The sequence below is a fragment of the Nocardioides sp. Soil777 genome (assembly GCF_001428425.1).
Lineage (GTDB): Bacteria > Actinomycetota > Actinomycetes > Propionibacteriales > Nocardioidaceae > Nocardioides > Nocardioides terrigena.
Genome location: NZ_LMSN01000012.1, coordinates 418,247 through 440,310 on the forward strand (window position 1 = coordinate 418,247; position 22,064 = coordinate 440,310).

General features: G+C 72.7%; 19 protein-coding genes. 5 read left to right on the forward strand and 14 right to left on the reverse strand.

Features of this window, described 5'->3' with window-relative positions; all coding sequences use genetic code 11:
* Positions 1 to 14 precede the first annotated feature (14 nt).
* From ASG88_RS09510 to ASG88_RS09530, 5 genes are read right to left on the reverse strand one after another with little or no spacing between them, the layout of a single operon-like run.
* Positions 15 to 1,343: an ABC transporter substrate-binding protein gene (locus ASG88_RS09510; RefSeq protein WP_056887163.1), complete on the reverse strand. Its 1,329-nt coding sequence runs from the start codon at positions 1,341 to 1,343 to the stop codon at positions 15 to 17.
* Entirely contained in the window at positions 1,340 to 2,425 is a 1,086-nt protein-coding gene (locus tag ASG88_RS09515) for a branched-chain amino acid ABC transporter permease (RefSeq protein WP_056887164.1), read from the reverse strand. The genes ASG88_RS09510 and ASG88_RS09515 overlap by 4 nt, the downstream gene beginning before the upstream one ends.
* Positions 2,425 to 3,303 carry a branched-chain amino acid ABC transporter permease gene (locus tag ASG88_RS09520; protein WP_056887165.1) on the reverse strand — a complete coding sequence of 293 codons (879 nt, stop codon included), beginning with the start codon at positions 3,301 to 3,303 and terminating at the stop codon, positions 2,425 to 2,427. The genes ASG88_RS09515 and ASG88_RS09520 overlap by 1 nt, the downstream gene beginning before the upstream one ends.
* A gap of 23 nt (positions 3,304 to 3,326) precedes the next feature.
* Positions 3,327 to 4,031 (reverse strand): ABC transporter ATP-binding protein, encoded by a 705-nt coding sequence (locus ASG88_RS09525; protein WP_056887166.1) that lies wholly within the window; start codon positions 4,029 to 4,031, stop codon positions 3,327 to 3,329.
* Entirely contained in the window at positions 4,031 to 4,792 is a 762-nt protein-coding gene (locus ASG88_RS09530) for an ABC transporter ATP-binding protein (protein ID WP_235534786.1), read from the reverse strand. Before ASG88_RS09530 ends, ASG88_RS09525 begins: the two co-directional genes overlap by 1 nt.
* 148 nt (positions 4,793 to 4,940) lie before the next feature.
* Here ASG88_RS09530 and ASG88_RS09535 point away from each other — a divergent pair, with 148 nt between their 5' ends.
* Positions 4,941 to 6,176 carry a PucR family transcriptional regulator gene (locus ASG88_RS09535; RefSeq protein ID WP_056887168.1) on the forward strand — a complete coding sequence of 412 codons (1,236 nt, stop codon included), beginning with the start codon at positions 4,941 to 4,943 and terminating at the stop codon, positions 6,174 to 6,176.
* 27 nt (positions 6,177 to 6,203) lie between these two features.
* Here the strand turns inward: ASG88_RS09535 and ASG88_RS09540 are convergent, their stop codons facing one another.
* The 8 genes from ASG88_RS09540 to ASG88_RS23045 form a co-directional block, all read right to left on the reverse strand.
* Entirely contained in the window at positions 6,204 to 7,355 is a 1,152-nt protein-coding gene (locus ASG88_RS09540) for an acyl-CoA dehydrogenase family protein (protein WP_056887169.1), read from the reverse strand.
* Positions 7,355 to 8,509 carry an acyl-CoA dehydrogenase family protein gene (locus ASG88_RS09545; RefSeq protein ID WP_056887170.1) on the reverse strand — a complete coding sequence of 385 codons (1,155 nt, stop codon included), beginning with the start codon at positions 8,507 to 8,509 and terminating at the stop codon, positions 7,355 to 7,357. The genes ASG88_RS09540 and ASG88_RS09545 overlap by 1 nt, the downstream gene beginning before the upstream one ends.
* A 1-nt stretch (position 8,510) precedes the next feature.
* A complete protein-coding gene (locus tag ASG88_RS09550; RefSeq protein WP_056887171.1) occupies positions 8,511 to 9,662 on the reverse strand; it encodes an acyl-CoA dehydrogenase family protein in 1,152 nt (383 codons plus the stop codon).
* A gap of 90 nt (positions 9,663 to 9,752) precedes the next feature.
* Complete coding sequence (locus ASG88_RS09555; RefSeq protein WP_056887172.1) at positions 9,753 to 10,961, reverse strand: S1C family serine protease; 1,209 nt, start codon at positions 10,959 to 10,961, stop codon at positions 9,753 to 9,755.
* Positions 10,962 to 11,027: 66 nt separating this feature from the next.
* The gene (locus tag ASG88_RS09560; protein ID WP_056887173.1) at positions 11,028 to 11,543 is read right to left on the reverse strand and encodes a GNAT family N-acetyltransferase; all 516 of its coding nucleotides are present in this window, start codon (positions 11,541 to 11,543) and stop codon (positions 11,028 to 11,030) included.
* A 17-nt stretch (positions 11,544 to 11,560) separates the two neighbouring features.
* Positions 11,561 to 12,076, reverse strand: a complete 516-nt coding sequence (locus ASG88_RS09565) for a SigE family RNA polymerase sigma factor (RefSeq protein WP_056887174.1) — start codon at positions 12,074 to 12,076, stop codon at positions 11,561 to 11,563.
* A 7-nt stretch (positions 12,077 to 12,083) separates the two neighbouring features.
* Positions 12,084 to 12,764, reverse strand: coding sequence for a hypothetical protein (locus ASG88_RS09570; RefSeq protein WP_056887175.1), 681 nt, complete (start codon positions 12,762 to 12,764; stop codon positions 12,084 to 12,086).
* A 115-nt stretch (positions 12,765 to 12,879) separates the two neighbouring features.
* Positions 12,880 to 15,210 carry an ATP-binding protein gene (locus tag ASG88_RS23045; protein ID WP_056887176.1) on the reverse strand — a complete coding sequence of 777 codons (2,331 nt, stop codon included), beginning with the start codon at positions 15,208 to 15,210 and terminating at the stop codon, positions 12,880 to 12,882.
* A 66-nt stretch (positions 15,211 to 15,276) separates the two neighbouring features.
* On the opposite strand from ASG88_RS23045, the gene pulA reads away from it, so the two are divergent.
* Complete coding sequence (gene pulA / locus ASG88_RS09580) at positions 15,277 to 17,988, forward strand: pullulanase-type alpha-1,6-glucosidase (protein WP_235534787.1); 2,712 nt, start codon at positions 15,277 to 15,279, stop codon at positions 17,986 to 17,988.
* 91 nt (positions 17,989 to 18,079) lie between these two features.
* Here the strand turns inward: pulA and ASG88_RS09585 are convergent, their stop codons facing one another.
* The gene (locus tag ASG88_RS09585; RefSeq protein ID WP_082600180.1) at positions 18,080 to 19,387 is read right to left on the reverse strand and encodes a citrate synthase; all 1,308 of its coding nucleotides are present in this window, start codon (positions 19,385 to 19,387) and stop codon (positions 18,080 to 18,082) included.
* Between the two features lie 319 nt (positions 19,388 to 19,706).
* On the opposite strand from ASG88_RS09585, the gene rplM reads away from it, so the two are divergent.
* From rplM to glmM, 3 genes are read left to right on the forward strand one after another with little or no spacing between them, the layout of a single operon-like run.
* Positions 19,707 to 20,150, forward strand: a complete 444-nt coding sequence (gene rplM / locus ASG88_RS09590) for a 50S ribosomal protein L13 (RefSeq protein ID WP_056887178.1) — start codon at positions 19,707 to 19,709, stop codon at positions 20,148 to 20,150.
* Between the two features lie 21 nt (positions 20,151 to 20,171).
* Positions 20,172 to 20,678 carry a 30S ribosomal protein S9 gene (rpsI, locus tag ASG88_RS09595; RefSeq protein WP_056887179.1) on the forward strand — a complete coding sequence of 169 codons (507 nt, stop codon included), beginning with the start codon at positions 20,172 to 20,174 and terminating at the stop codon, positions 20,676 to 20,678.
* An 18-nt stretch (positions 20,679 to 20,696) separates the two neighbouring features.
* Complete coding sequence (gene glmM, locus ASG88_RS09600) at positions 20,697 to 22,043, forward strand: phosphoglucosamine mutase (protein ID WP_056887180.1); 1,347 nt, start codon at positions 20,697 to 20,699, stop codon at positions 22,041 to 22,043.
* Positions 22,044 to 22,064: the final 21 nt, after the last annotated feature.

Genomic DNA, 22,064 nt, shown 5'->3' on the forward strand with positions numbered 1-22,064 from the left:
GAGCCGGGTCCCTCTCAGCTGGTCGGGACGCCGCCCTCCGGGGGAGCATCGTCGGCCTGGCCGGAGTCGTCCGTGGTGATCTCGGCGTCGCCGATGTCGGTCACCAGCACGTCGGTGAGCGGCTCGCCCACACCGCCCTTGAGCTCGACGATGCGCATGCCGGAGATGCCCATGTGGCTGTCCGCGCTGTAGCGGAACGGCGCGAGCTGGGGGCCCTCCCACTCGGTGCCGCCCTCCTCGATGGCCTCGACGAGGCCCTCGCGGGTGAGGTCCTCACCGGCCGCCTCGAGCGCCTGCACGAAGGCGTAGGCCTGGGACATGCCGTAGATGCGGTAGTTGGTGAGCTCGCCGTCGTCGCCGTGCTCGTCCCACACCTGCTGCCACAGCTCGACCCACGGGTCGTCGGCGCTGTCGATGCCGGGGATGTACTCGGTGGTCATCACGCCGTCGAGTGCCGCGGAGCTGCCGGCCACGGCACCCTCGGAGAAGCGCTCCAGCAGCGAGCCGACCAGCGCCGGGTCGGACCCGATGTTGGCGTAGAACCACTGCGGCTTGTAGCCGGTCTTGAGCGCGACCAGCTGGCTGAGCGCGGTGTAGGACGGGGTGTTGAACGCGAGCACCAGGTCGGCGTCCTTGGCCTGGAGCCCGGAGACCTGCGGTGCGACGTCGGTGTTGCCGGAGGTGTAGCGCTCGACCGCGACGATCTGGTCGTCGACGAACTGGCGCACGCCCTTCTCGGCGTCCTCACCCAGGTCGTCGTCCTGCAGGAAGAGGCCGACCTTGGCGTCGGGCATGTTCTCCGCGACCCACTGGCCGATGATCTTGCCCTCCGACTCGTAGTCGGGCTGCCAGCCGAAGGTGAGCGGCCGGTTCTCGACGTCGTCGCCCCACTGGAGCGAGCCCGAGGAGACCATCAGCTGGGGGACGCCCTCGTCGTTGAGGTAGTCGGCGACCGAGGCCTGGGTCGGCGTGCCCAGCGAGCCGACGGTGGCGAAGACCTCGTCCTTGAGCACCAGCTCGTTGGTGACCGTGCTGGTGGTCGTCGGGTTGTAGCCGTCGTCCTTGACGATGTACTCGATCTGGCGACCGTGGATGCCGCCCTGCTCGTTGACGTAGTCGAAGTAGGCCTTCGCGCCCGTCGGGATCTCGGAGTAACCGGGGGCGGCGACGCCGGTCAGCGGGAACGTGCCGCCGATCGTGACGGTGTCGTCGGTGACGCCGGGGTCGGCCACGGCCGCCTCGCCGTCGGAGCTGTCGCGTCCGCCCGCGCCGCACGCCGTGAGGGCGAGGGCCGCGGCGAGGGCGGCGACCAAGGGGCCGCCACCCCGGATGTGTCTCGTCATGATGCTGTTCCCTTCGATGTGGTGGTGGGGGATGTCGTACGACGGCGGGACCGGGCCCGCTGGAGGCCGCTGCGCAGCGACCCGACGATGCCGGTGGGGGCGAGCAGGATCACGGCGACCATCACCAGCCCGTAGACCAGCGGGGCCAGCTCGGCGGCCTGGATGTCGCTCAGCCCGGCGTTGCGGCCGATGTCGGTGACCACGCTGGGCAGGAACGTGAGCAGGGCGGCTCCGATGAGCGCGCCGGCGAGGCTCCCGAGCCCGCCGAGCACGATCGCGGCGAGGAGGGTGAGGCTGAGCGTCAGGGTGAACGCGCTCGGGGCCGCCAGCTTGACCGTGAACGCCAGGATCGCGCCGGCCGCGCCGGCCGCGGCGGCGCTCACCATGAAGGCCGAGACGCGGGCGCGGCCCAGGTCGATGCCGGCCAGCTCCGCGGAGACCTCGTCGTCGCGCACCGCCCGCCAGCGGCGCCCGGTGCGACCGGCGCTGAGGTTGGCCAGCAGCAGGAAGACGACGATCAGCGTCAGCCACCCGACGTACGCCGTGAAGCGCGAGCGGGTGAGGTCCTGGCCGGTCACGAAGAACACCGCGTCGAGCACCCACACCGGGATGTCGGGCATCACCACGCGCAGGCCCTGCTCGCCGCCGAGGGTGTCCTTGAAGTAGAGGGCGATGCCCGGAACCGCGACCGCCAGGGCCAGGGTCGCGCCGGCGAGGTAGGGGCCGTGCAGACGGGCGGCGGCCAGCCCGACGGCGGCGCCGACGACGAGGGTGACGGCCACCGCGGCGAGGATCACCACGGTCAGCGGCACGGTGGCGTCGCGGTCCGGCAGCAGGAGCGCCGAGGTGTAGGCGCCGATGGCCATCAGCGCCCCGTGCCCCAGCGAGATCTGGCCGTTGATGCCGGTGAGCACGGTCAGCCCGCCGGCGGCGATGCCGAGGTAGGCCATCGAGGCCAGCTGGGTGTTGCGGTAGTCGGAGACGCTCTCCACCACCACGACCACGACGAGGAGGCCGACCAGGGCGAGGAACAGGTGCCGGGCGAGCACGTGCCGGCGCAGGGACACGATCCGGTCGCGCATCAGACCCTCCGCTCCGGCGCCTGGGCGAAGAGGCCGCCCGGCTTGAGGGTGAGGACGAGCATCAGGATCACCAGCGCTGCCAGCGCGACGAGCTGGCTGCCGACGTACCCGCTCACGAAGCTCAGCGAGACGCCCAGGATGAGGCCGCCGACCACCGCGCCCAGCGGGCTGTCGAGGCCGCCGAGCACGGCGGCGACGAAGCCGAAGACCACGACCGAGTCCATGTACGACGGGTGGACCAGGCTGCCGCCGGCGATGAGGAGGCCGGCCAGCGATCCGACGACCGAGGCCAGCGCCCAGCCGAGGGTGAGCATGGCGCCGACCTTGACGCCGAGCAGCCTCGCGACCTCCTGGTTGAAGGCCGACGCACGCATCCGCAGCCCCACGTCGGTGTAGCGGAAGAGCGCCACCAGCAGGCCCATCACCACGAGCACGGAGACGATCGTGAAGACGCCGAAGCCGTTGAGGGCGATGGTGGTGCCCCCGACGGTCAGGCCCTCGAGGCCGAAGGGCGCGGGGAAGGAGCGGTAGCGGTTGCCGAAGACCACCGCCGCCAGGCCGTGCAGGACGATGAAGAGGCCCAGGGTGAGGATCACGGCGTTGATCTCGGCCTTGCCCTCGACCGGTCGGATGACCACCCGCTCGATCACGGCGCCGAGGACGAGGCCGGAGACCAGCGCGGCGACGAAGCCGAGCCAGTAGCTGTAGCCGGCGTCGATCACGACCAGCGCGACGAACGTGGTGACCATCGCCATCGGGGCCTGGGCGAAGTTGACGATCCGGGTCGAGCGCCAGATCAGCACCAGGGCGAGGGCGAACGCGGCGTAGACCATCCCCAGGGTCAGGCCGGTGAGGGCGGTGTTGAAGAACTGCTGCACAGGGAGGCTCCTGGTCGGGGGGTTCAGAATCCGAGGTAGGCGTGGCGGAGCTGGTCGTCCCCGGCCAGCTCGTCGGCGGGGGCGTCGGCGACGACGCGACCGAGGTTGAGCACGACGCCGTGGTCGGCGACGGAGAGGGCGCTGCGGGCGTTCTGCTCGACGAGGAGCACGCTGAGCCCCTCCTCGCGCACGAGGGTGCGCACCAGGCCGAAGATCTGCGCGACGATCCGCGGGGCCAGCCCGAGGGAGGGCTCGTCGAGCAGCAGCATCGTCGGCCGGGCCATCAGCGCCCGCCCGATGACGAGCATCTGCCGCTCGCCGCCCGACAGGGTGCTGGCCAGGGCGGCGCTGCGGTCGCCGAGGATCGGGAAGAGGTCGTTGACCCGCTCGAGGTCGGAGGCCGACACGCGGCCTCCGCGGCCGAGGCCACCGAGACGGAGGTTCTCCTCGACGGTCAGCTCGGTGATGACTCCACGTCCCTCGGGGACGTGGGCCAGGCCGAGGCGCGGCATCTTCTCGGCGGCCACCGACTCGAGCCGGGTGCCGTCGAAGTTGATGGTGCCGCTGCGGGCGCGGTGCAGGCCCGAGACGGTGCGCAGCAGGGTGGTCTTGCCGGCGCCGTTGGCGCCGAGGACGGCCGTGATCTCGCCCTCGCGGGCGGTGAGCGAGACGTCCTCCAGTGCGGTGACGGGGCCGTAGCCCGCGGTCAGTGAGGTGAGGGTCAGCATCAGTGCACGTCCTCACCGAGGTAGGCGGCGAGCACGGCGGGGTCGCCCTGGACCTCGTCGGGGGTGCCGTGGGCGATGACCCTGCCGAAGTCGAGGACGGTGATCTCGTCGCAGACCCGCATCACCAGGTCCATGTGGTGCTCGACGAGCAGCACGGACATCTGCTCGGTGAGCGCGCGCACCAGGTCGCCGAGCTCCTCCATCTCACCGGCCGACAGCCCGCTGGCGGGCTCGTCGAGGAGCAGCAGGTCGGGCTCGGAGACCAGCGCCCGCGCCAGCGCCACCCGCTTGCGGATGGGGTAGGGCAGGCTCGGCGGGTAGCGGTCGGCGTACGACGCGACGCCGAGGTCGTCGAGCACCCGGTGGGCCCGGTCGCGCAGCGCCCGCTCGTCCGCGCCGGCCCGGGGCAGGGCCAGCAGGGAGCCGACGAAGCCCGAGCGGGCGTGGTGGTCGGCGCCGACCATGACGTTGTCGAGCACCGTCATCCGGTCGAAGAGGCCGAGCCCCTGGAGGGTGCGGGCCATGCCGAGGCGGGGGAGGTCGCGCGGTCGCAGGCCCTCGACCCGCTCCCCTCGTCGTACGACGTCGCCGCTGTCGGGCTGCACGAAGCCGCACGCGACGTTGAAGAGCGTGGTCTTGCCGGCGCCGTTGGGGCCGATGACCCCGTGCACCTGGCGCGGGCCGACCGTGAGGCCGACGTCCTGGAGGGCGGTGAGCCCGCCGAAGGTGACGGTGATGCCGCTGAGCTGGAGTTCGGTCACGAGCGCGTCTGACCTCCGGGTCCGAGATGTGATGCGCACCACTCTGGCGACCATGGGCGCCGAGCACATTGGGCGGACTGCACAAGATCCGAGGCAGAAATGTCATTCCGGCTGGCGCTCTGTGTGCACGGAGTGACACGGTGGCGGCGTGTCCCGGGCCAGCGAGAGTGCGAGCGAGCGCGCGCACGCGACCGCCGCCTCGTGGACCGACCCGGAGCCCGACGCCGTGGCGCGGGCCTGGCGACTGGTGCTGCACCGGGCCGACGAGATCGCCGACGTCATCTCGTCGCGGCTGCTGGCCAAGGACCTCGACGCCTACCGCACGATCAGCCCGCACCTCCCGGACGACGTGCGCCACAGCTGCCGCGAGCACATCCGCCGCGGCCTGCAGAACCTCTCCGGCGTCAGCACCGACACCGCCACCGCCGTCGAGCTGTGGCGGGAGACCGGGAGGCGCCGGGCGCGCCAGGGCGTGCCCCTGGAGCTGGTCCTCAACGCCTACACGATGGGCGCGCGGGTGCTGTGGGAGGCGCTGACCGAGACCGCGACGACGCACGGGCACGTGCCCGACGCCGACCTGCTGGGCGCCGCCCGCGGGGTGTGGGCCAACCTCGACGTCCAGAACGCCGTGCTCATCGAGGCCTACCACCGCGAGCGGGACCGGGTGCAGCGCCGCGACCAGCAACGCCAGCAGACCGTCCTCGACGGCCTGGTCGACGGTCGGGGAGGCGACCCGTCCTACGCCGCCGGGGCCAGGGCAGCCCTCGGTGTCGCCGCGGACCACGCGGTCTCCTGCGTGGTGGTGCTCGCCGACGGCGAGGGGGCCGACGTCGTCGGTCCCGTCGAGGACCGGCTCGACCGGCAGGGCCTGGTCTCCCACTGGCACGTCCGCTCGGGCGTCGCCTACGGCCTGGTCTCGGGCGCCCTGCCCGACGAGGCGGTCCTGGTCGAGATGCTCGCGCCGGTGGCGACCGGCCGGGTCGCCGTCGCCGGGAGCGCCGGTGGCGTCGCCGGTTTCGGCACCGCGTTCCAGCTGGCACTGCGGGCGGCCGAGACGCTGCCGTCCGGGCAGGCCGGGGCGGTCGGCGTCACCGACCGGCTGCCGGAGGTGCTCCTGGCCGGTGACTCCCACGTGACGCCGCTGCTGGTGGCCGAGGCGTTCGGCGACCTGCTCGCCCACCCCCAGGCGGACACCCTGCTGACCACGCTGCGCGCCCTGCTCGCCCACGACGGCTCCCCGACCCACGCGGCCGAGGAGCTCTACTGCCACCGCAACACGGTGATCTACCGACTCAAGCAGATCGAGCGGCTCACCGGACGCCAGCTCACCGAGCCGCGCGACAAGATGCTGCTCTGGCTGGCGGTCACCGCGCACGCGGCGTGAAGCACCGCGCACGCGGCGTGACGCCGGTCAGACGAACGCGCTGATGCCGGTCTCGGCCCGCCCGATGAGCAGCTTCTGGATCTGCGAGGTGCCTTCGTAGAGCGTCATCACCCGGGCGTCGCGGAGGTACTTGGCGGCGGGGTAGTCGTCGACGTACCCGGCCCCGCCGTGCACCTGGATCGCGTTGTTGGCGGCGCGGACGGCGGCCTCGGACGCGAACAGCTTGGCCTTGGACGCCGCCGTGCCGAACGGCTCCCCCCGGTCGACGAGGTCGGCGCAGCGCCAGACCAGCAGCCGCGCGGCGTCGGCGTCCACCGAGATGTCGGCGATCATGTCCTGCACGAGCTGGAAGCCGGCGATCGGCCGGCCGAACTGCATCCGGCTGGTGGCGTACTCCACGGACGTCTCCAGGCAGCCCTGCACGATGCCGACGCACCCGGCGGCGACCGCGAGCCGGCCCTTGTCGAGGGTGCTCATGGCGATCTTGAAGCCCTGGCCGACCTCGCCCAGCACGGCCGAGGCCGGGACACGGACGTCGGCGAGGAAGAGCTCGGCGGTCGCCTGGCCGCGCAGGCCGAGCTTGCCCTTGATCTCGTGGGCCTCGAAGCCGGGGGTGTCGGTGGGGACGAGGAACGCCGTGACGCCGCGCGGCCCGTCGTCGCTGGTGCGGGCGAAGACGAGGGCCACGTCGGCCCAGGTGCCGTTGGTGATGAAGAGCTTCTGACCGTTGATCACCCAGTCGTCGCCGTCGCGGGTCGCCCGCGAGGTGAGGTTGCCGGCGTCGGACCCGGTGTCGGGCTCGGTCAGCCCGAAGCACCCCAGCCTGCTCGCGGTGGCCAGCTGGGGCAGCCACTCCTGCTTCTGCTCCTCGGAGCCGAAGAAGAGGATCGACTTGCCGACCAGGCCGCTGCTGACCGACACGATGCCGCGCAGCGCGGAGTCGGCGCGGCCGAGCTCCTCCATGGCCAGCGCGTAGGTGACGTAGTCGCCGCCCAGGCCGCCGTACTCCTCCGGGATGGTGAGGCCGAAGAAGCCGATCTCGGCCATCTTGGGCACGATCGCGAGGTCGACGGCCTCGTCGCGGTCCCACCGGGTGCGGTGCGGGACCGCCTCCTTGTCGAGGAAGGTGCGCGCCAGGTCGCGGAAGGCCTGCTGCTCGTCGGAGAGGGAGAGGTCCATCAGCCCAGTGCCTCCAGGGTGTCGTGGTCGGTGACGCCCGCGGCGAGGGTGCCGAGGTGGTGGTCGCCGTCGCCGAAGAGGTGGTCGAGCACGGTCAGGTGGGCGGTGGCGGTGCCGACGGAGTACTCGGCCGTCATCGCGATGCCACCGTGCAGCTGGATGGCCTCCTGGCCGATGTGCCGCGACGCCCGGCTGGTCTGCAGGGCGCACCGGGCGGCCGCCTCGGTGAGCCGGTCCCGGTCACCGGTCGCGATGACCATGGTCGCCCAGTCGACGACGCTGTGGGTCAGCTCGAGCGAGACGTACATGTCCGCGGCCCGGAAGGTCAGCGCCTGGAACGTGTTGAGCGTGACGCCGAACTGCTTGCGGCTGGTGAGGTACGACGTCGTGGCCGCCAGCTGCGCCTGCATCACCCCGAGCGCCTGGTTGGCCGCCATCACCCGGGTGAGGTCGAGCATCGTGGCGAGGGTCGCGGACCGGTCGGTCGCGGCGTCGCCCAGCAGCACGGCGGGAGTGGCGTCGAGGACGATCCGCGCGGCGCGCCCCCCGTCGTACGTCGGGTAGCCGGTGCGGTCGAGCGTGTCGCCGGCGGCCGCGGGGTCGACGAGGAACAGCCCGGTGCCGCCCTCGGGCAGCGTGGCGGTGACGACGACCTGGTCGGCGCGCGCGCCGTGGAGGACGGGGTCCTTGGTGCCGGTGAGGGTCCAGCCGTCGCCGGCCTGCGTCGCGGTGGTGCCGGGGGCGTCGGTCGCCCAGCGGGGGCCGTCGGGCTCGTCGTGGGCGACGGCGAGCACCCGCTCGCCGGCCGCGACCGCTCCGAGGACCTCGGCCCGCTGCTCGGGGGTGCCGGCGGCGGACACCAGGCCGCCGGCCAGCACCACGCCGGTGAGGTAGGGCTCGGGGGCGAGCACCCGGCCGAGCTCGCGGCACACGATGCCGATCTCGACCGGACCCGCGCCCACGCCGCCGTCGCTCTCGGCGAAGGGGAGGCCGAGGACGCCCATCTCGGCCAGCCGGCCCCAGAGGTCCTCGTCGAAGCCGGGGTCCGTCGTGGTGGTGCGGCGGCGCACCTCGTAGTCGCCGTACTGCTTGTCCAGCAGCCCGCGGACGGCATCGCGCAGGGCCTGCTGCTCGTCGTCGTACGTGAAGTCCATGTCAGAGTCCCAGGATCGTGCGGGCGATGATCTGGCGCTGGATCTCGTTGGACCCGCCGTAGATCGACGCCTTGCGGAGGTTGAGGTAGGTGGGGGCGCTGCGACGCGCCCAGCCGGCGAGCGGGGAGTCGTCGTCGGCCCCGGAGGCGATCGACGCCGGGCCGGCCAGGTCGACGGCCAGCTCGCTGACGGCCTGCTGGAGCTCGGTGCCCTTGAGCTTGAGCACCGAGGACGCCGGGTGCGGCTCGCCGCCGGCCGAGTGGGCCACCACGCGCAGCGCGGTGAGCTCGAGGGCGAGCAGCTCGTTCTCGATCTCGACGATCCGGGCCCGCACGTAGGGGTCGTCGAGCCGGTCGCCGGCGTTGTCCTTGAGGGTCGCGAGCGCCCGCTTGGTGGCGCCCACCGGGGCCACGCCGACGCGCTCGTTGCCGAGGAGGAACTTGGCGATCGTCCAGCCGCCGTTGAGGTCGCCGACCAGCAGGTCGCCCGGGACCCGCACGTCGGTGAACCAGACCTCGTTGACCTCGTGGCCGCCGTCGATGAGCTCGATGGGGCGCACCTCGACACCGGGCAGCGTCATGTCGATGAGCAGCATGGAGATGCCGGCCTGCTTCTTCACCTCCGGGTCGGTGCGGACCAGCGTGAAGATCCAGTCGCCGTACTGCCCCAGGGTCGTCCACGTCTTCTGTCCGTTGACGACCCAGTCGTCGCCGTCACGGACGGCGGTCGTGCGCAGGCTGGCCAGGTCGGAGCCGGCGTCGGGCTCGGAGAAGCCCTGCGACCACCAGATGTCGAGGTTGGCCGTGGCCGGCAGGAAGCGCTCCTTCTGCTCCTGGCTGCCGAACTGCGCGATCACCGGGCCGATCATCGAGGCGTTGAAGGCCAGCGGCGTGGGCACGCCGGCCCGCTGCATCTCCTCGTGCCACAGGTGCCGCTGCAGGTCGCTCCACCCGCGACCGCCCCACTCCTCGGGCCAGTGCGGGACCGCGAGGCCGGCCCGGTTGAGGACCTGCTGGCTCTCCACGATCTGCTCACGCGAGAGGTGCCGGCCCTCCAGCACCGCGTCGCGGATCCCCTGGGGGAACTCGGTGGTGAAGAACGTGCGCATCTCCTCGCGGAACGCGGCGTCCTCGGCGGACAGCTCGAGCTGCATGGGACTCCTCAGGGTCGTCGCCCGGTGGGGCGGTCCCCATCATGGCGCGACCGACCACACGAGGCGATGTGCGCAGCGCCCAGTCGTCCGTCAGCCGGTGGCGGCGTCCGTGTCGAGCTCCAGCGTGGCGGTCTGCTGCTCGCCGTTGCGCTGCCAGGTCACCTGGACCTCGTCACCGGGGCGGTAGGAGCGGATCGTGGCCACGAGGGAGTCGGCGTCGGTGATGGCCCGGTCGTCGATGCGGGTGATGACGTCACCCTGCTCGAGGCCGGCACCCGCAGCGGTCGAGCCCTCGCCGACCTCGCGCACCAGGGCGCCGCTGGCGCCGTCGGCCGCCGACCCGGCGTCGCCGACCTGGATGCCGAGGCGGGCGTGGGTGGGGGTCTCGCCGGCGATCATCTGGTCGACGATCGGCATCACCTCGTCGATGGGGATGGCGAAGCCGAGGCCGATCGAGCCGCCGCTCTCGGAGCTCTGCGAGGCGGTGCGGATGGAGGAGTTGATGCCGACCACGGCGCCGGTCATGTCGACCAGCGGCCCGCCGGAGTTGCCGGGGTTGATCGCCGCGTCGGTCTGGATCGCGGGGTACGTCGTGGAGTTGCCCTCGCTGTCCGAGCCGACGTTGACCGGACGGTCCAGCGCGCTCACGATGCCGCTCGTGACGGTCGAGTCGAGGCCGAACGGCGCCCCGAAGGCCACCACGTCCTGGCCGACGTCGAGGTTGGCGGACTGCCCGATGGTCGCCGCGGTGAGGTCGCTGACACCCTCCGCCCTGATCACGGCGGTGTCGGTGAGCGGGTCGGTGCCGAGGATCTCGGCGGGCGCGCTCGTGCCGTCGTCGAAGTAGACGCGCACGGTGCCGCCACCCTCGGCGACCTCGACCACGTGGTTGTTGGTCAGGATCGTGCCGTCGGCGCTGAGGATGATGCCCGAGCCGGAGCCTTCGCCCTGCTGGCCGGCGACCTGGATGGTGACGACCGACGGGAGGACGGAGGAGGCGACGGACTCCACGGAGCCGTCGGTGGCGGGCGTGTCGCCCTGGTCGATGACCGGCGTGGTGGCCGTCGCCGTGGCCGACGAGGAGGCGGCGTCGCCCTGGGTCTGGTCCCACAGCGCCGCGCCGCCGAAGCCGGCGCCACCGCCGACGAGCAGGGTGGTGACGAGGACGCCCGCCACGAGGCCGCCCCGGCCCCGGCCGCGGCGCGGCGCGGGCGGCGGTGCCTGCGGGTTCCCGTAGGGGTACGCGCCGTAGACGGTGGTCGGGTGGTTCTCGAACGGGGGCGGGGGCGTGGTGCTCATGCTCCGAGTGTGTGGCGTGACCCTGTGTCCTGCCTGAGAGCGGGCTGGGAAGGTCCCGTGACGTCGTCAGCGGGACAGGTCGGGCAGCGCTGCCCATTCCGCCCAGGACAGGTCGCGACCGACGTACCTCGGCTGCTCCAGGGGCCAGTCGGCCGCGATCCAGCGGGGGACCAGGGCGTCGAGCGCGGCCTCGACGTCGGTGCCGACGCACTCGTCGACCACCCACCACGAGATCTCGGCGTCCGCCCCCGGCTTCTCCGGGGGATCGATGTAGACGCAGCCGAGCAGTGCCGTCTCGTCGGTGTCGAGGAGGGCGTAGTTGAAGGACTCGTGGGTCACCATCTCGGCGGCGTGCCGGGCCAGGTCCTCGCGGTCCTGCTCGTGCGTCATCGAGGCCGGCGGCCACCCCCAGGCGTCGCCGTAGATGCTCCACAGCCGCTCGCGCGACCCCATCACGGCCACCATGTCGAGGTCGACGTCCTCGGCCCGGATCGGGCGCAGGTGGTGCCCGAGCCCGACCTCCACATGGGTCGGGTGGACGAAGGACGCGGGCAGCCAGCCCGTGGTCGGCGTGGTGGACATGGGTGGACCTCTCGGTGTCAGCCGGCGACCGGGAGGTCGTCGTGCTCGATCATGGCCCGCAGTCGGGCCAGGGCGTGGTGGGTGTTGGACTTGACCGTGCCGGGGGAGCAGCCGAGGGCGGTCGCGGTCTCGGCGACGGACAACCCCTCGTAGAAGCGCAGCGCCACCGTGTTGCGCTGCCGGGGCGGCAGGGCGGCGACGAGCGGCCACAGCTCCCCGGGGACATGCCCGGGTGGCGAGGCCCCGAGCCCGCCCCCCGTGGGCTCGGGGACCTCGCTGCGCACCGACTCGTGGCGGTACGACGGCTGCCGGCACCAGCTGATGTGCTGGTGGAGCATGGCCCGGCGCACGTACGCGTCGGCCGCGGCCCCGTCCCGGATCGACGACCAGCGCGGCAGCACCCGCAGGAGCGCGCCCTGGAGCACGTCCTCGGCCCGGTGCGGGTCACCGGTGATGGCCACGGCGGCCCGCAGCAGGGCGGGGCGACGCAGGGCCACGAAGTCGGCGTAGTCGGCGAAGCCGGGGGGCGTCATGGCCGGCTCAGCGTCCGCGGCGGGAGACGAGCAGGCCGATCGCGGTGACGGTCAGCCAGACCGGTCCGACCATGCCGGCCATGTACTGAAGCGGGCTCACCGCGAGGAGCAGCAGCAGCCCGCCGAGGCCATGGCCGAGCAGCCCCAGCCAGCGGGGGTAGCCGGCGGCACGCGACGCCATCCCGAGGGCGACGGCGGTGAGCCCGGCCGTGCCCCACAGCCACGGGATCGTGCCGATCCAGTGCCCGAACAGAACGGCGGTCTCCGGCACGAGCTGCTCGGGGTCCTGCACGCCGAAGACGAACTCGGTGGTGAGCCCGGAGCCGAGCAGCTGCGCGGCGGCGACGAGCAGCAGTCCGGAGGACGCGACCATCGGCAGCGTGCTGCTCGCGGGGAGGCGACCGGCCAGGTCGCGGTGCAGCCCGGCGGCGAAGACGACCACCAGCAGCGCCGACACCATGGTGGCGACGTGGAAGGCCATGATCGCGCCGGTCATCTCGGCCAGCCGCTCGGTGATGGCCGGGGCATCGCCGGCGATGTCGGACTCGTAGACGGCTCCGGTGCCCATGCTGGCGGCCACGGAGGCGATGCCGGCCAGGCCGGCGGCCACGCCGGCGACGGCCCAACTGAGGCCGGTCGGCGTGGAGGTGGCGCCGGGCGCGGTGCCGGGCTCGAGGGTGGTGGTCACGGCGTCTCCTTGACGGTGGGTGCGCGACCGGTGGGCCGCGGCACCACTGTCGATCCGCGGCCGGGCGCCGCACCACGCACAGCAGCAGGTGTACGGGTGGTGTGCGGGTGCGGGATCAGGCCGTGTGGCCCCCGAGTGCCAGGTGGGCGGCCTGCTCGGGGCTGAGCGCACGGCCGGCGTCCAGCGCGTCGTCGTACCGGTCGGTGCCGAGGCGCTGCCGGGCGGCGGCCTCGGCAGCGGCGAGGACGTCGGGGTCCGGTCGGTAGTACCCGTAGCCGCGGGACCCGATGGTCTCGCGGATCCCCTGGGCGGCGCCGACCAGCAGCGGGACCCGCGACACGGTGCCCTCGGCGGCCTCGATGGTCGCCAGCGCGTCGAGCAGGTAGGCGAGGTTGGCCTGGTCGCCGGTCTCGGTGGAGAGTCGCAGGCCCTCCTCGAGGTGCCGGCGGGCGCGGGCGTGCTCGCCGCGCGCGAGCTCGACCTGGAAGAGGTTGTAGAGCGCGATGTACGACGCGAGCCGGTCGCCGCGCCGCCGGGCGGACGCCAGCCCGGCCTCCACCCGGCGTACGGCCTCGTCGGGATCGCCCAGCAGCAGGGCCACGGTCCCCAGCCAGATGTGGGCGAGCGCCCACGTCCACTCCGACTCCTCACCGCCCCGCGCCGCGAGGTCGAGGGCGGCGGTGAACTGCTCGCGTGCGGTCACCAGCTCGCCGCGCGCGAGGGCGGCCAGCCCGATCCCGGCGACGGAGTTGGAGTCGATGACCGGGTTGCCGGTGGAGTGAAGGTGGGCGTCCTGCCACCAGTGCAGGGCCGCGTCGACGTCGTCCATCGCGAAGCACATCGTCGCGGCGGCCAGCGCGGCGCGGGCGTGCACGTCGTCGGCCATCCCACCCCGGGCCAGCACCGCCTCGGCGAGCCGCCGACCGTGGCCGTGGTGGCCGCGCAACCACCAGTAGAGCCACAGCGCCCACGCCGTCCGGGCCGCGCCTTCCACGTCGCCGCCGGCGAGCATCCGCTCGGCAGCGGCGGTGAGGTTGGCGTGCTCGGGATCGATCCGGGCGAGCGCGGCCACCTGGCCCTCGTCGCGGTAGCGGGGACCCGTGGCCTCGGCGAGGGCGAGGAAGTGGGCGGCGTGGGCGGTGGCGGCCGCCTCCCACTCCCCGGCCTCGACGAGCAGCACGCGGGCGTACTGAGCCACCGGCTCCAGCATCCGGAAGCGCGTGCCGCCCGGCGCGGTGACCACCAGCGAGTGCTCGACCAGCGACTCCAGCAGTGCCACCGACGAGCCCGCAGGGGCTCCGGTGCGCGCGACGACGTCCTCGAGGTCGGCGAGGGTGAAGCCGCCGACGAAGACCCCCAGCAGCCGCAGCAGCCGTTGCTCGTCCTCGCCGAGCAGGCCGTGGCTCCAGTCGAGGGTGGCGCGCATGGTGCGCTGCCGGGCCGGCAGGTCGCGCGGGCCCTCCCGGAGAGCGGTGTCGAGACGGGTGAGCAGGGTGGCCGGGTCGAGCAGCCGGGCGCGGGCGGCGGCCAGCTCGAGCGCGAGCGGCAGGCCCGCGAGGCGGACGCAGGTCGCTGCGACGGCAGCTTCCTCCGCGGGGTCCGTGCCCCACCCGGGGCTCACGGCGCCGGCCCGCTCCAGCAGCAGCCGCGCGGCCGGTGACGCGGCCGTGGACGTGGTCGCGGACGGCAGCCCGAGCGGCTCGACGGCGACCTCGGTCTCGCCCCGCACCCGCAGGGGTGCGCGACTGGTCGCGAGCACGGTGAGGTCAGGCGCCGCCTCGATCAGCGCGGCGACCTCCGGCGCGGCGTCCAGGAGGTGCTCGAGGTTGTCGAGGACCAGCAGCAGGTGCTGGCCCCGGACCCGCTCGACGACGTCCTCGGCGACGCTGCGCCCGACCCCGCGGGTCGCCTCGACCGCGTCGGCGACGGCGGGGAGCACCGCCGACGGCTCCATCAGCGGCGCCAGCTCGACGAGGGTCACGCCGTCGGCGTACCGGTCCCGGACGTCGGCGGCGACCGCCAGCGCCAGGCGCGTCTTGCCGACCCCGCCCGTGCCGCTGAGGGTCACGAGCCGGTGCTCGGCGAGGAGGCGACCCACGCGACGCACGTCCTCGTCGCGCCCCAGGAGGGCGGTGGTCGGGACCGGGAGGTCACGCGGGCGTGCGGTGGCGGCGTCGGAGGCGGCGCGTGCGGGCCGTGCGCGGGGTGGCACCGACGCGATCAGCCGGGAGCGGTCGGCCTCCGGGAGCGACAGCGCCGCCGACAGGGCACGGAGGGTGTGCGGGTAGGGCCGGGTGCGGGTGCCCCGCTCCAGGGCGCTGACGGCATGGGTGCTGAGTCCGGCCCGACGGGCCAGCTCCTCCTGCGAGAGACCGGCGCGCTCGCGCAGCGCACGCAGGACGGCGGCCAGCGAGGTCGTGTCCTCGGTCGTCGGCGTCCCCTCCACAGTCCCCTCCCCGGTCCGTGGCTCGCGAGTGTAGTGACGTGCGGCCCGCCGCGGACCTCCTTCGCAGTGTCGTTCCCGCACGTGCGGGACGGTGGCACCATCGGCCTCGACGTACCGGCGGCAGGAGTGGAAGTGGTCTTCTCGTACGACGCGCCCGGCCACCGGCCGGCCGTCAGCTCGCGCACTGCCGGGGCGACCCCGGACCTGACCCTCGCCAGGGCCCACTGGGTGCGCAAGGACCTGGTCGCCTGGGACGTGTCCGACGCGCACATGGCCGGTCACCGCCTGCACTGGTCCACCGCCGGCGACCTGGCCGTCGACGCCGAGGCCGTCACCGGCGGCTCCAGCGTCCCGCTGCGCCACGACCCGGCCGGGCTGCCGGCCGAGGTGCTCACCGACTTCCCGCGGCTCGAGGGCCACGCGGCGTTCCGGCTCGACCGGGTCGCCGTCCGGCAGGTGGAGGAGATCCTGACCGGCCAGCTCGCCGTCGCGTCGTACGCCACCGACGGGAGGCTGCGCGACGCCACCGGAGTGCAGGTGCCCGGCGTCCTCGACGACCTGTACGCCGCCGCGGCCGACCGCGAGCTGGGGGTCAGCTGGCAGGGCGGCCGACCGACGTTGTCCCTGTGGGCCCCGACCGCGCAGTCCGTGACCGCGCTCGTCGGCGACCGGCGGGTGCCCATGCGACGTGGGTCGGACGGCACGTGGACCGACACGGGGCCCGCGTCCTGGAACGGCGCGGCCTACACCTACGAGGTCGTGGTGTGGGCCCCCGACGCCCAGGAGGTCGTCACCAACCGGGTGACCGACCCCTGGTCGGTGGCCCTGACCGCCAACTCCGCCCGGTCGCTCGTGGTCGACCTGTCCGACCCGGCGCTGGCTCCCGCAGGCTGGTCCGGTACGACGGCGCCCCGGATCGCCCGGCCCGTGGACCGCACCGTCTACGAGCTGCACGTGCGCGACTTCTCGATCGGCGACGAGACGGTGCCGGCGGGGGAGCGGGGCACCTACCTCGCGTTCACCCACGACGACACCGACGGCATGCGCCACCTGCGCCGCCTCGCCGGCGCCGGGCTCAACACCGTGCACCTGCTGCCGGTGTTCGACATCGCCACCATCGAGGAGCGCCGGTCGGCCCAGCAGGTCCCCGCCTGCGACCTCGCTGCCATGGCCCCCGACTCGGAGGAGCAGCAGGAGTGCATCGACGCGGTCCGCAACAAGGACGGCTTCAACTGGGGCTACGACCCGCTGCACTACACGGCTCCCGAGGGCTCCTACGCCACGGACCCGGACGGCACCCGCCGCACGGTGGAGCTCCGCCGGATGGTGCAGGGCCTCCACGGCGCCGGCCTCCAGGTGGTCCTGGACGTCGTCTACAACCACACGGCCGCGAGCGGGCAGGCCGCGACCTCGGTCCTCGACCGGGTCGTCCCGGGCTACTACCACCGGCTGGACGCGTCGGGCGCGGTGGAGAGCTCGACGTGCTGCTCCAACACCGCGACCGAGCACCGGATGATGGAGAAGCTGATGATCGACTCCGTGCTCACGTGGGCGCGGCACTACAAGGTCGACGGCTTCCGCTTCGACCTGATGGGCCACCACGGCCTGGCGACCATGCAGCGCCTGCGGGCCGCGCTCGACCGGCTCACCGTGCGTCGCGACGGTGTCGACGGCCGCGCGATCTACCTGTACGGCGAGGGGTGGAGCTTCGGCGAGGTCGCCGACGACGCCCTCTTCGTCCAGGCCACCCAGCGCAACCTGGCCGGCACCGGCATCGGCTCCTTCAGCGACCGGCTCCGCGACGCGGTGCGCGGGGGAGGACCGTTCGACGAGGACCCGCAGGTGCAGGGCTTCGGCTCCGGCCTCTTCACCGACCCCAACGGCGCGGAGGTCAACGGCACGCGCGACGAGCAGCGCGAGGCCCTCCGCCGCGCGCAGGACCTGGTCAAGCTCGGCCTGGCCGGCAACCTGCGCGACTTCTCGTTCCGGACCTCCTCCGGCGCGACCGTGCTGGGCAAGGACGTCGACTTCCACGGCCAGCCGGCGGGGTACGCCGCCGACCCGGCCGAGACCGTCACCTACGTCGACGCCCACGACAACGAGACGCTCTACGACTCGCTGGCCCTCACGCTGCCGCGGGGCACCTCGATGGCGGACCGGGTGCGGATGAACACCGTCTCGCTGTCCACCGTGGCGCTGTCGCAGGGCGTGGTCTTCTGGCACGCCGGGACCGACCTGCTCCGCTCCAAGAGCCTGGACCGCAACTCCTACGACTCGGGCGACTGGTTCAACCGGGTCGACTGGGCCCGACGGGAGAACGCCTTCGGCTCCGGCCTGCCGCCAGCGGCCGACAACGCCGACAGGTGGCACCTCATGCGCCCGCTGCTGGCGGACCCGGCGATGAGGCCCGGCCCGGAGGCGATGGACGCCGCCCACGCCGCGGCGATCGACCTGCTGCGCCTGCGGACGTCCTCGCCGCTCTTCCGCCTCGGCAGCGCGGCCGCGATCCAGGACAAGGTGTCCTTCCTCGACGCCGCCCCCGGTGTCATCGCGATGCTGGTCGACGACACCGTCGGAGCGGACGCCGACCCCGACCGCGACGGCCTGCTGGTGGTCTTCAACGCGACCCCGTCCGCCACCACGGTCGCGGGGACGGGGTCCGGCTGGACGCTGCACGAGGTGCAGGCCACTGGTGGCGACGAGGTCGTCAAGGGCGCTACCGCTGCCGCGGACTCCGTGACGGTGCCGGCCCGCACGACGGTGGTCTTCGAGCGCTGACCGCCGATCTTCCGGGCCGAGGCCGGCCCCGGACGTACGACGCCCCCGACAGGAGACCTGTCGGGGGCGTCAGACGAGCGTCAGTGGACGGTCACGCCCACCGCTCGGACGCGGGGGTGAAGGTCAGCTGGCGGTCGCCGGTGTAGATCTGCTTGGGACGAGCGATCTTCTGGTCCTTGTCCTGGACGAGCTCGAGCCACTGCGCGAGCCAGCCGGGGGTGCGGCCGATCGCGAAGAGGACCGTGAACATCTCCGGCGGGAACGCGAACGCCTCGTAGATGAGGCCGGAGTAGAAGTCGACGTTGGGGTAGAGCTTGCGCTTGACGAAGTACTCGTCCTCGAGGGCGATCTTCTCGAGCTCGAGAGCGATCTCGAGGAGCGGGTTGGTGCCGGTGACCTCGAAGACGTCCTCGGCGGACTTCTTGATGATCTTGGCGCGCGGGTCGTAGTTCTTGTAGACCCGGTGGCCGAAGCCCATGAGCCGCTCGTTGCCGTTCTTGACGCCCTCGATGAAGGCGGGGATCTCGCTCTTCGAGCCGATCCGGCGCAGCATTCGCAGCACCGCCTCGTTGGCACCGCCGTGCAGCGGGCCGTAGAGGGCCGCGACGCCGGCCGCGACGGCCGAGTAGGGGTCGACCTCGCTGGAGCCGACCGAGCGGACCGCGTTGGTCGAGCAGTTCTGCTCGTGGTCGGCGTGCAGGATGAACAGCACGTCGAGCGCCTTGACGAGGCGCTCGTCGGCCTCGAACTTCTTCTCGCTCATCTTGAAGAGCATCGAGAGGAAGTTGGCGGTGTAGCCGAGGTCGTTGTCGGGGTAGACGAACGGCTTGCCCTGCGCGTGGCGGAACGACCAGGCGCCGAGGGTGGGCATCTTGGCGATCATGCGGACCATCTGCATGTGCCGGTTGTCGCCGTCGGTGATGTTGCGGGCGTCCGGGTAGAACGTCGACAGCGCTCCGACCGAGGCCATCAGCATGCCCATCGGGTGGGCGTCGTAGCGGAAGCCCTCCATGAAGGACTTGACGTTCTCGTGGACGAACGTGTGGTAGGTGATCTCGTGCACCCACGCGTCCATCTCCGCCTTGGTGGGGAGCTCGCCGTGGATGAGGAGGTAGGCCACCTCGAGGAAGCTGGACTTCTCCGCCAGCTGCTCGATCGGGTAGCCGCGGTACTCCAGGATGCCCTTGTCGCCGTCGATGTAGGTGATCGCGCTGCGGCAGGACGCCGTGTTGACGAAGCCGGGGTCGTAGGTCGCGAGGCCGGGCTGGTCGTCGCCGACCCTGATCTGTCCGAGGTCCTTGGCAGCGATGGTCCCGTCGGTGATCGGGATCTCGTAGTCCTGGCCGGTGCGGTTGTCGCGTACGGTCAGGGTCTCGTTGCCGGAAGCTTCGTTGCTCACGTCGGCTCCTTGCTGGGTTCGTGGGATTCCCGACCAACCTAGCCGCGACCCCGCGGACGGCGCTAACCCGCCCCTGCTGTTGGTGGACACCGCCGTGGGTGCACACCGCCCCCGCGTCGTTTTGACCCTCCTCGCGCGAGCGCCGTAGTCTTGGGGGTCGCGTCTCCTGCCGCGCCCCGGTCCGCACGACCGAGGGTGCAGACCCGGACGCTGTGTCCCACCAGATGCAGTGAGCCGGGCCGTGTTCGTCAGAAGCGCAGCAGTACCACCGGGTGGGACACCTTCCACCCGGACCTACGAACGAGAACGGGATACAGCCGTGCGCACGTACAGCCCCAAGCCCGCTGACATCCAGCGAGAGTGGCTCGTCATCGACGCCACCGACGTGGTCCTGGGACGCCTCGCCGTCCAGACCGCCAACCTCCTCCGCGGCAAGCACAAGCCGACCTTCGCCCCGCACATGGACATGGGTGACTTCGTCATCATCGTCAACGCGGAGAAGGTCGCCCTCTCGGGCAACAAGAAGGTCACCAAGCTGGCCTACCGCCACTCCGGCTACCCGGGCGGCCTGTCCGCCACGCCGTTCGGCGAACTGCTCGAGAAGGACGCCCGCAAGGCGATCGAGAACGCGGTCTGGGGCATGCTCCCCAAGAACAAGCTCGGCCGCCAGGTGCTCAAGAAGCTCAAGGTCTACAGCGGCCCGAACCACCCCCACGCGGCCCAGCAGGCCATCCCGTTCGAGATCTCCCAGGTCTCCCAGTAATCCCGATCGAGGACTCACTCAATGACTGACAACATCGAGAGCACCGAGGTCGAGGAGACCTACGAGACCAACGCCGAGGGCGTTGCCTACAGCTCCGAGAGCTCCCCGTCCGCCGACACCCCGGCCCGCCCGGCGACCATCGCGCCCGCCGGCGCCACCGGTCGTCGCAAGGAGGCCGTCGCCCGCGTCCGGATCGTTCCGGGCACCGGCGAGATCACGGTCAACGGCCGCTCGCTCGACAGCTACTTCCCCAACAAGCTGCACCAGCAGATCGTGAACGAGCCGTTCACCAGCCTGCAGCTCGAGGGTCGCTTCGACGTGATCGCCCGTATCCACGGTGGCGGCATCGCCGGTCAGGCCGGCGCGCTCCGCCTCGGCATCGCCCGGTCGCTCAACGCCGTGGACGAGGACGCCAACCGCGCCACGCTCAAGAAGGCCGGGCTGCTCACGCGTGACGCCCGCGCCGTCGAGCGCAAGAAGGCCGGTCTCAAGAAGGCCCGCAAGGCCTCGCAGTTCAGCAAGCGCTGATCGGCTGAGTCGAGAATCGTGACTCGACTCTTCGGCACGGACGGGGTCCGGGGCCTGGCGAACGCGTCCTTGACGGCGGAGCTGGCCCTGGACCTTTCCGTTGCCGCTGCCCATGTCCTGGCCGACCTCGGGGAGTTCGCGGGGCACCGCCCCCGAGCCGTGGTCGGCCGGGACACGCGCATCTCGGGACAGTTCCTCGAGGCGGCCGTCGTCGCCGGCCTCGCCTCGGCGGGAGTCGACGTGCTGCTGCTGGGCGTCCTGCCGACCCCCGGGGTCGCGCACCTGACCGACAAGCTCGGCGCCGACCTCGGCGTCATGCTGTCGGCGTCGCACAACCCGATGCCCGACAACGGCATCAAGTTCCTGGCCCGTGGGGGCCACAAGCTCGACGACGCGATCGAGGTCGCCATCGAGCGCCGGATGCGCGAGCAGTGGGAGCGCCCCACCGGCGGTGGCGTCGGCCGCGTCACGACGTACGACGCCGCGGTCACCGACTACGCCGCCCACCTGGTCGCGGCCACGACGAAGCCCCTCGACGGGTTGAAGGTCGTGCTCGACTGCGCCGAGGGCGCGGCGTACGAGGCGGGTCCGCTCGCCCTGCGTGACGCCGGCGCCGAGGTGATCGCGATCCACGCGTCCCCCGACGGCCTCAACATCAACGACAACTGCGGGTCGACGCACCTCGGCTCCCTGCAGCGCGCGGTCGTGGAGCACGGTGCCGACGCCGGCTTCGGCCTCGACGGCGACTCCGACCGCTGCCTGGCCGTCGACCACGAGGGCAACGTCGTCGACGGCGACCAGATCCTCGCCGTCCTCGCCCTGGCACTGCGCGACCAGGGGCTGCTCGCCAAGGACACCGTCGTGGCGACGGTGATGAGCAACCTCGGCTTCGTGCAGGCGCTGCGCGGTGCCGGCATCGGGGTCCGCCAGACCAAGGTCGGCGACCGCTACGTCCTCGAGGCCATGAAGGTGTCGGGCTACTCGCTCGGCGGCGAGCAGTCGGGGCACGTGATCCTCTCGGACCACGCCACCACGGGCGACGGCATCCTCACCGCGCTCAAGGTGCTCGAGCGGATGGCCGCGACCGGCCAGTCGCTCCAGGCGCTGGCGGGCGTGATGACCCGGCTCCCGCAGGTCCTGGTCAACGTCCCGGACGTCGACAAGGCCCGCACCGACGACGACGCCGTGCTCGCCGCGGCGGTCGCCGAGGAGGAGGCCGCGCTCGGCGACACCGGCCGGATCCTGCTGCGGCCCTCCGGCACCGAGGCGCTGGTGCGCGTGATGGTCGAGGCGCCCTCGCTCGAGACGGCCGACTCCGTCGCCCACCGGCTCGCCGACGTGGTCAAGGCCCAGCTCGCCCTCTGAGGCACCCGCCCGCACACCGGG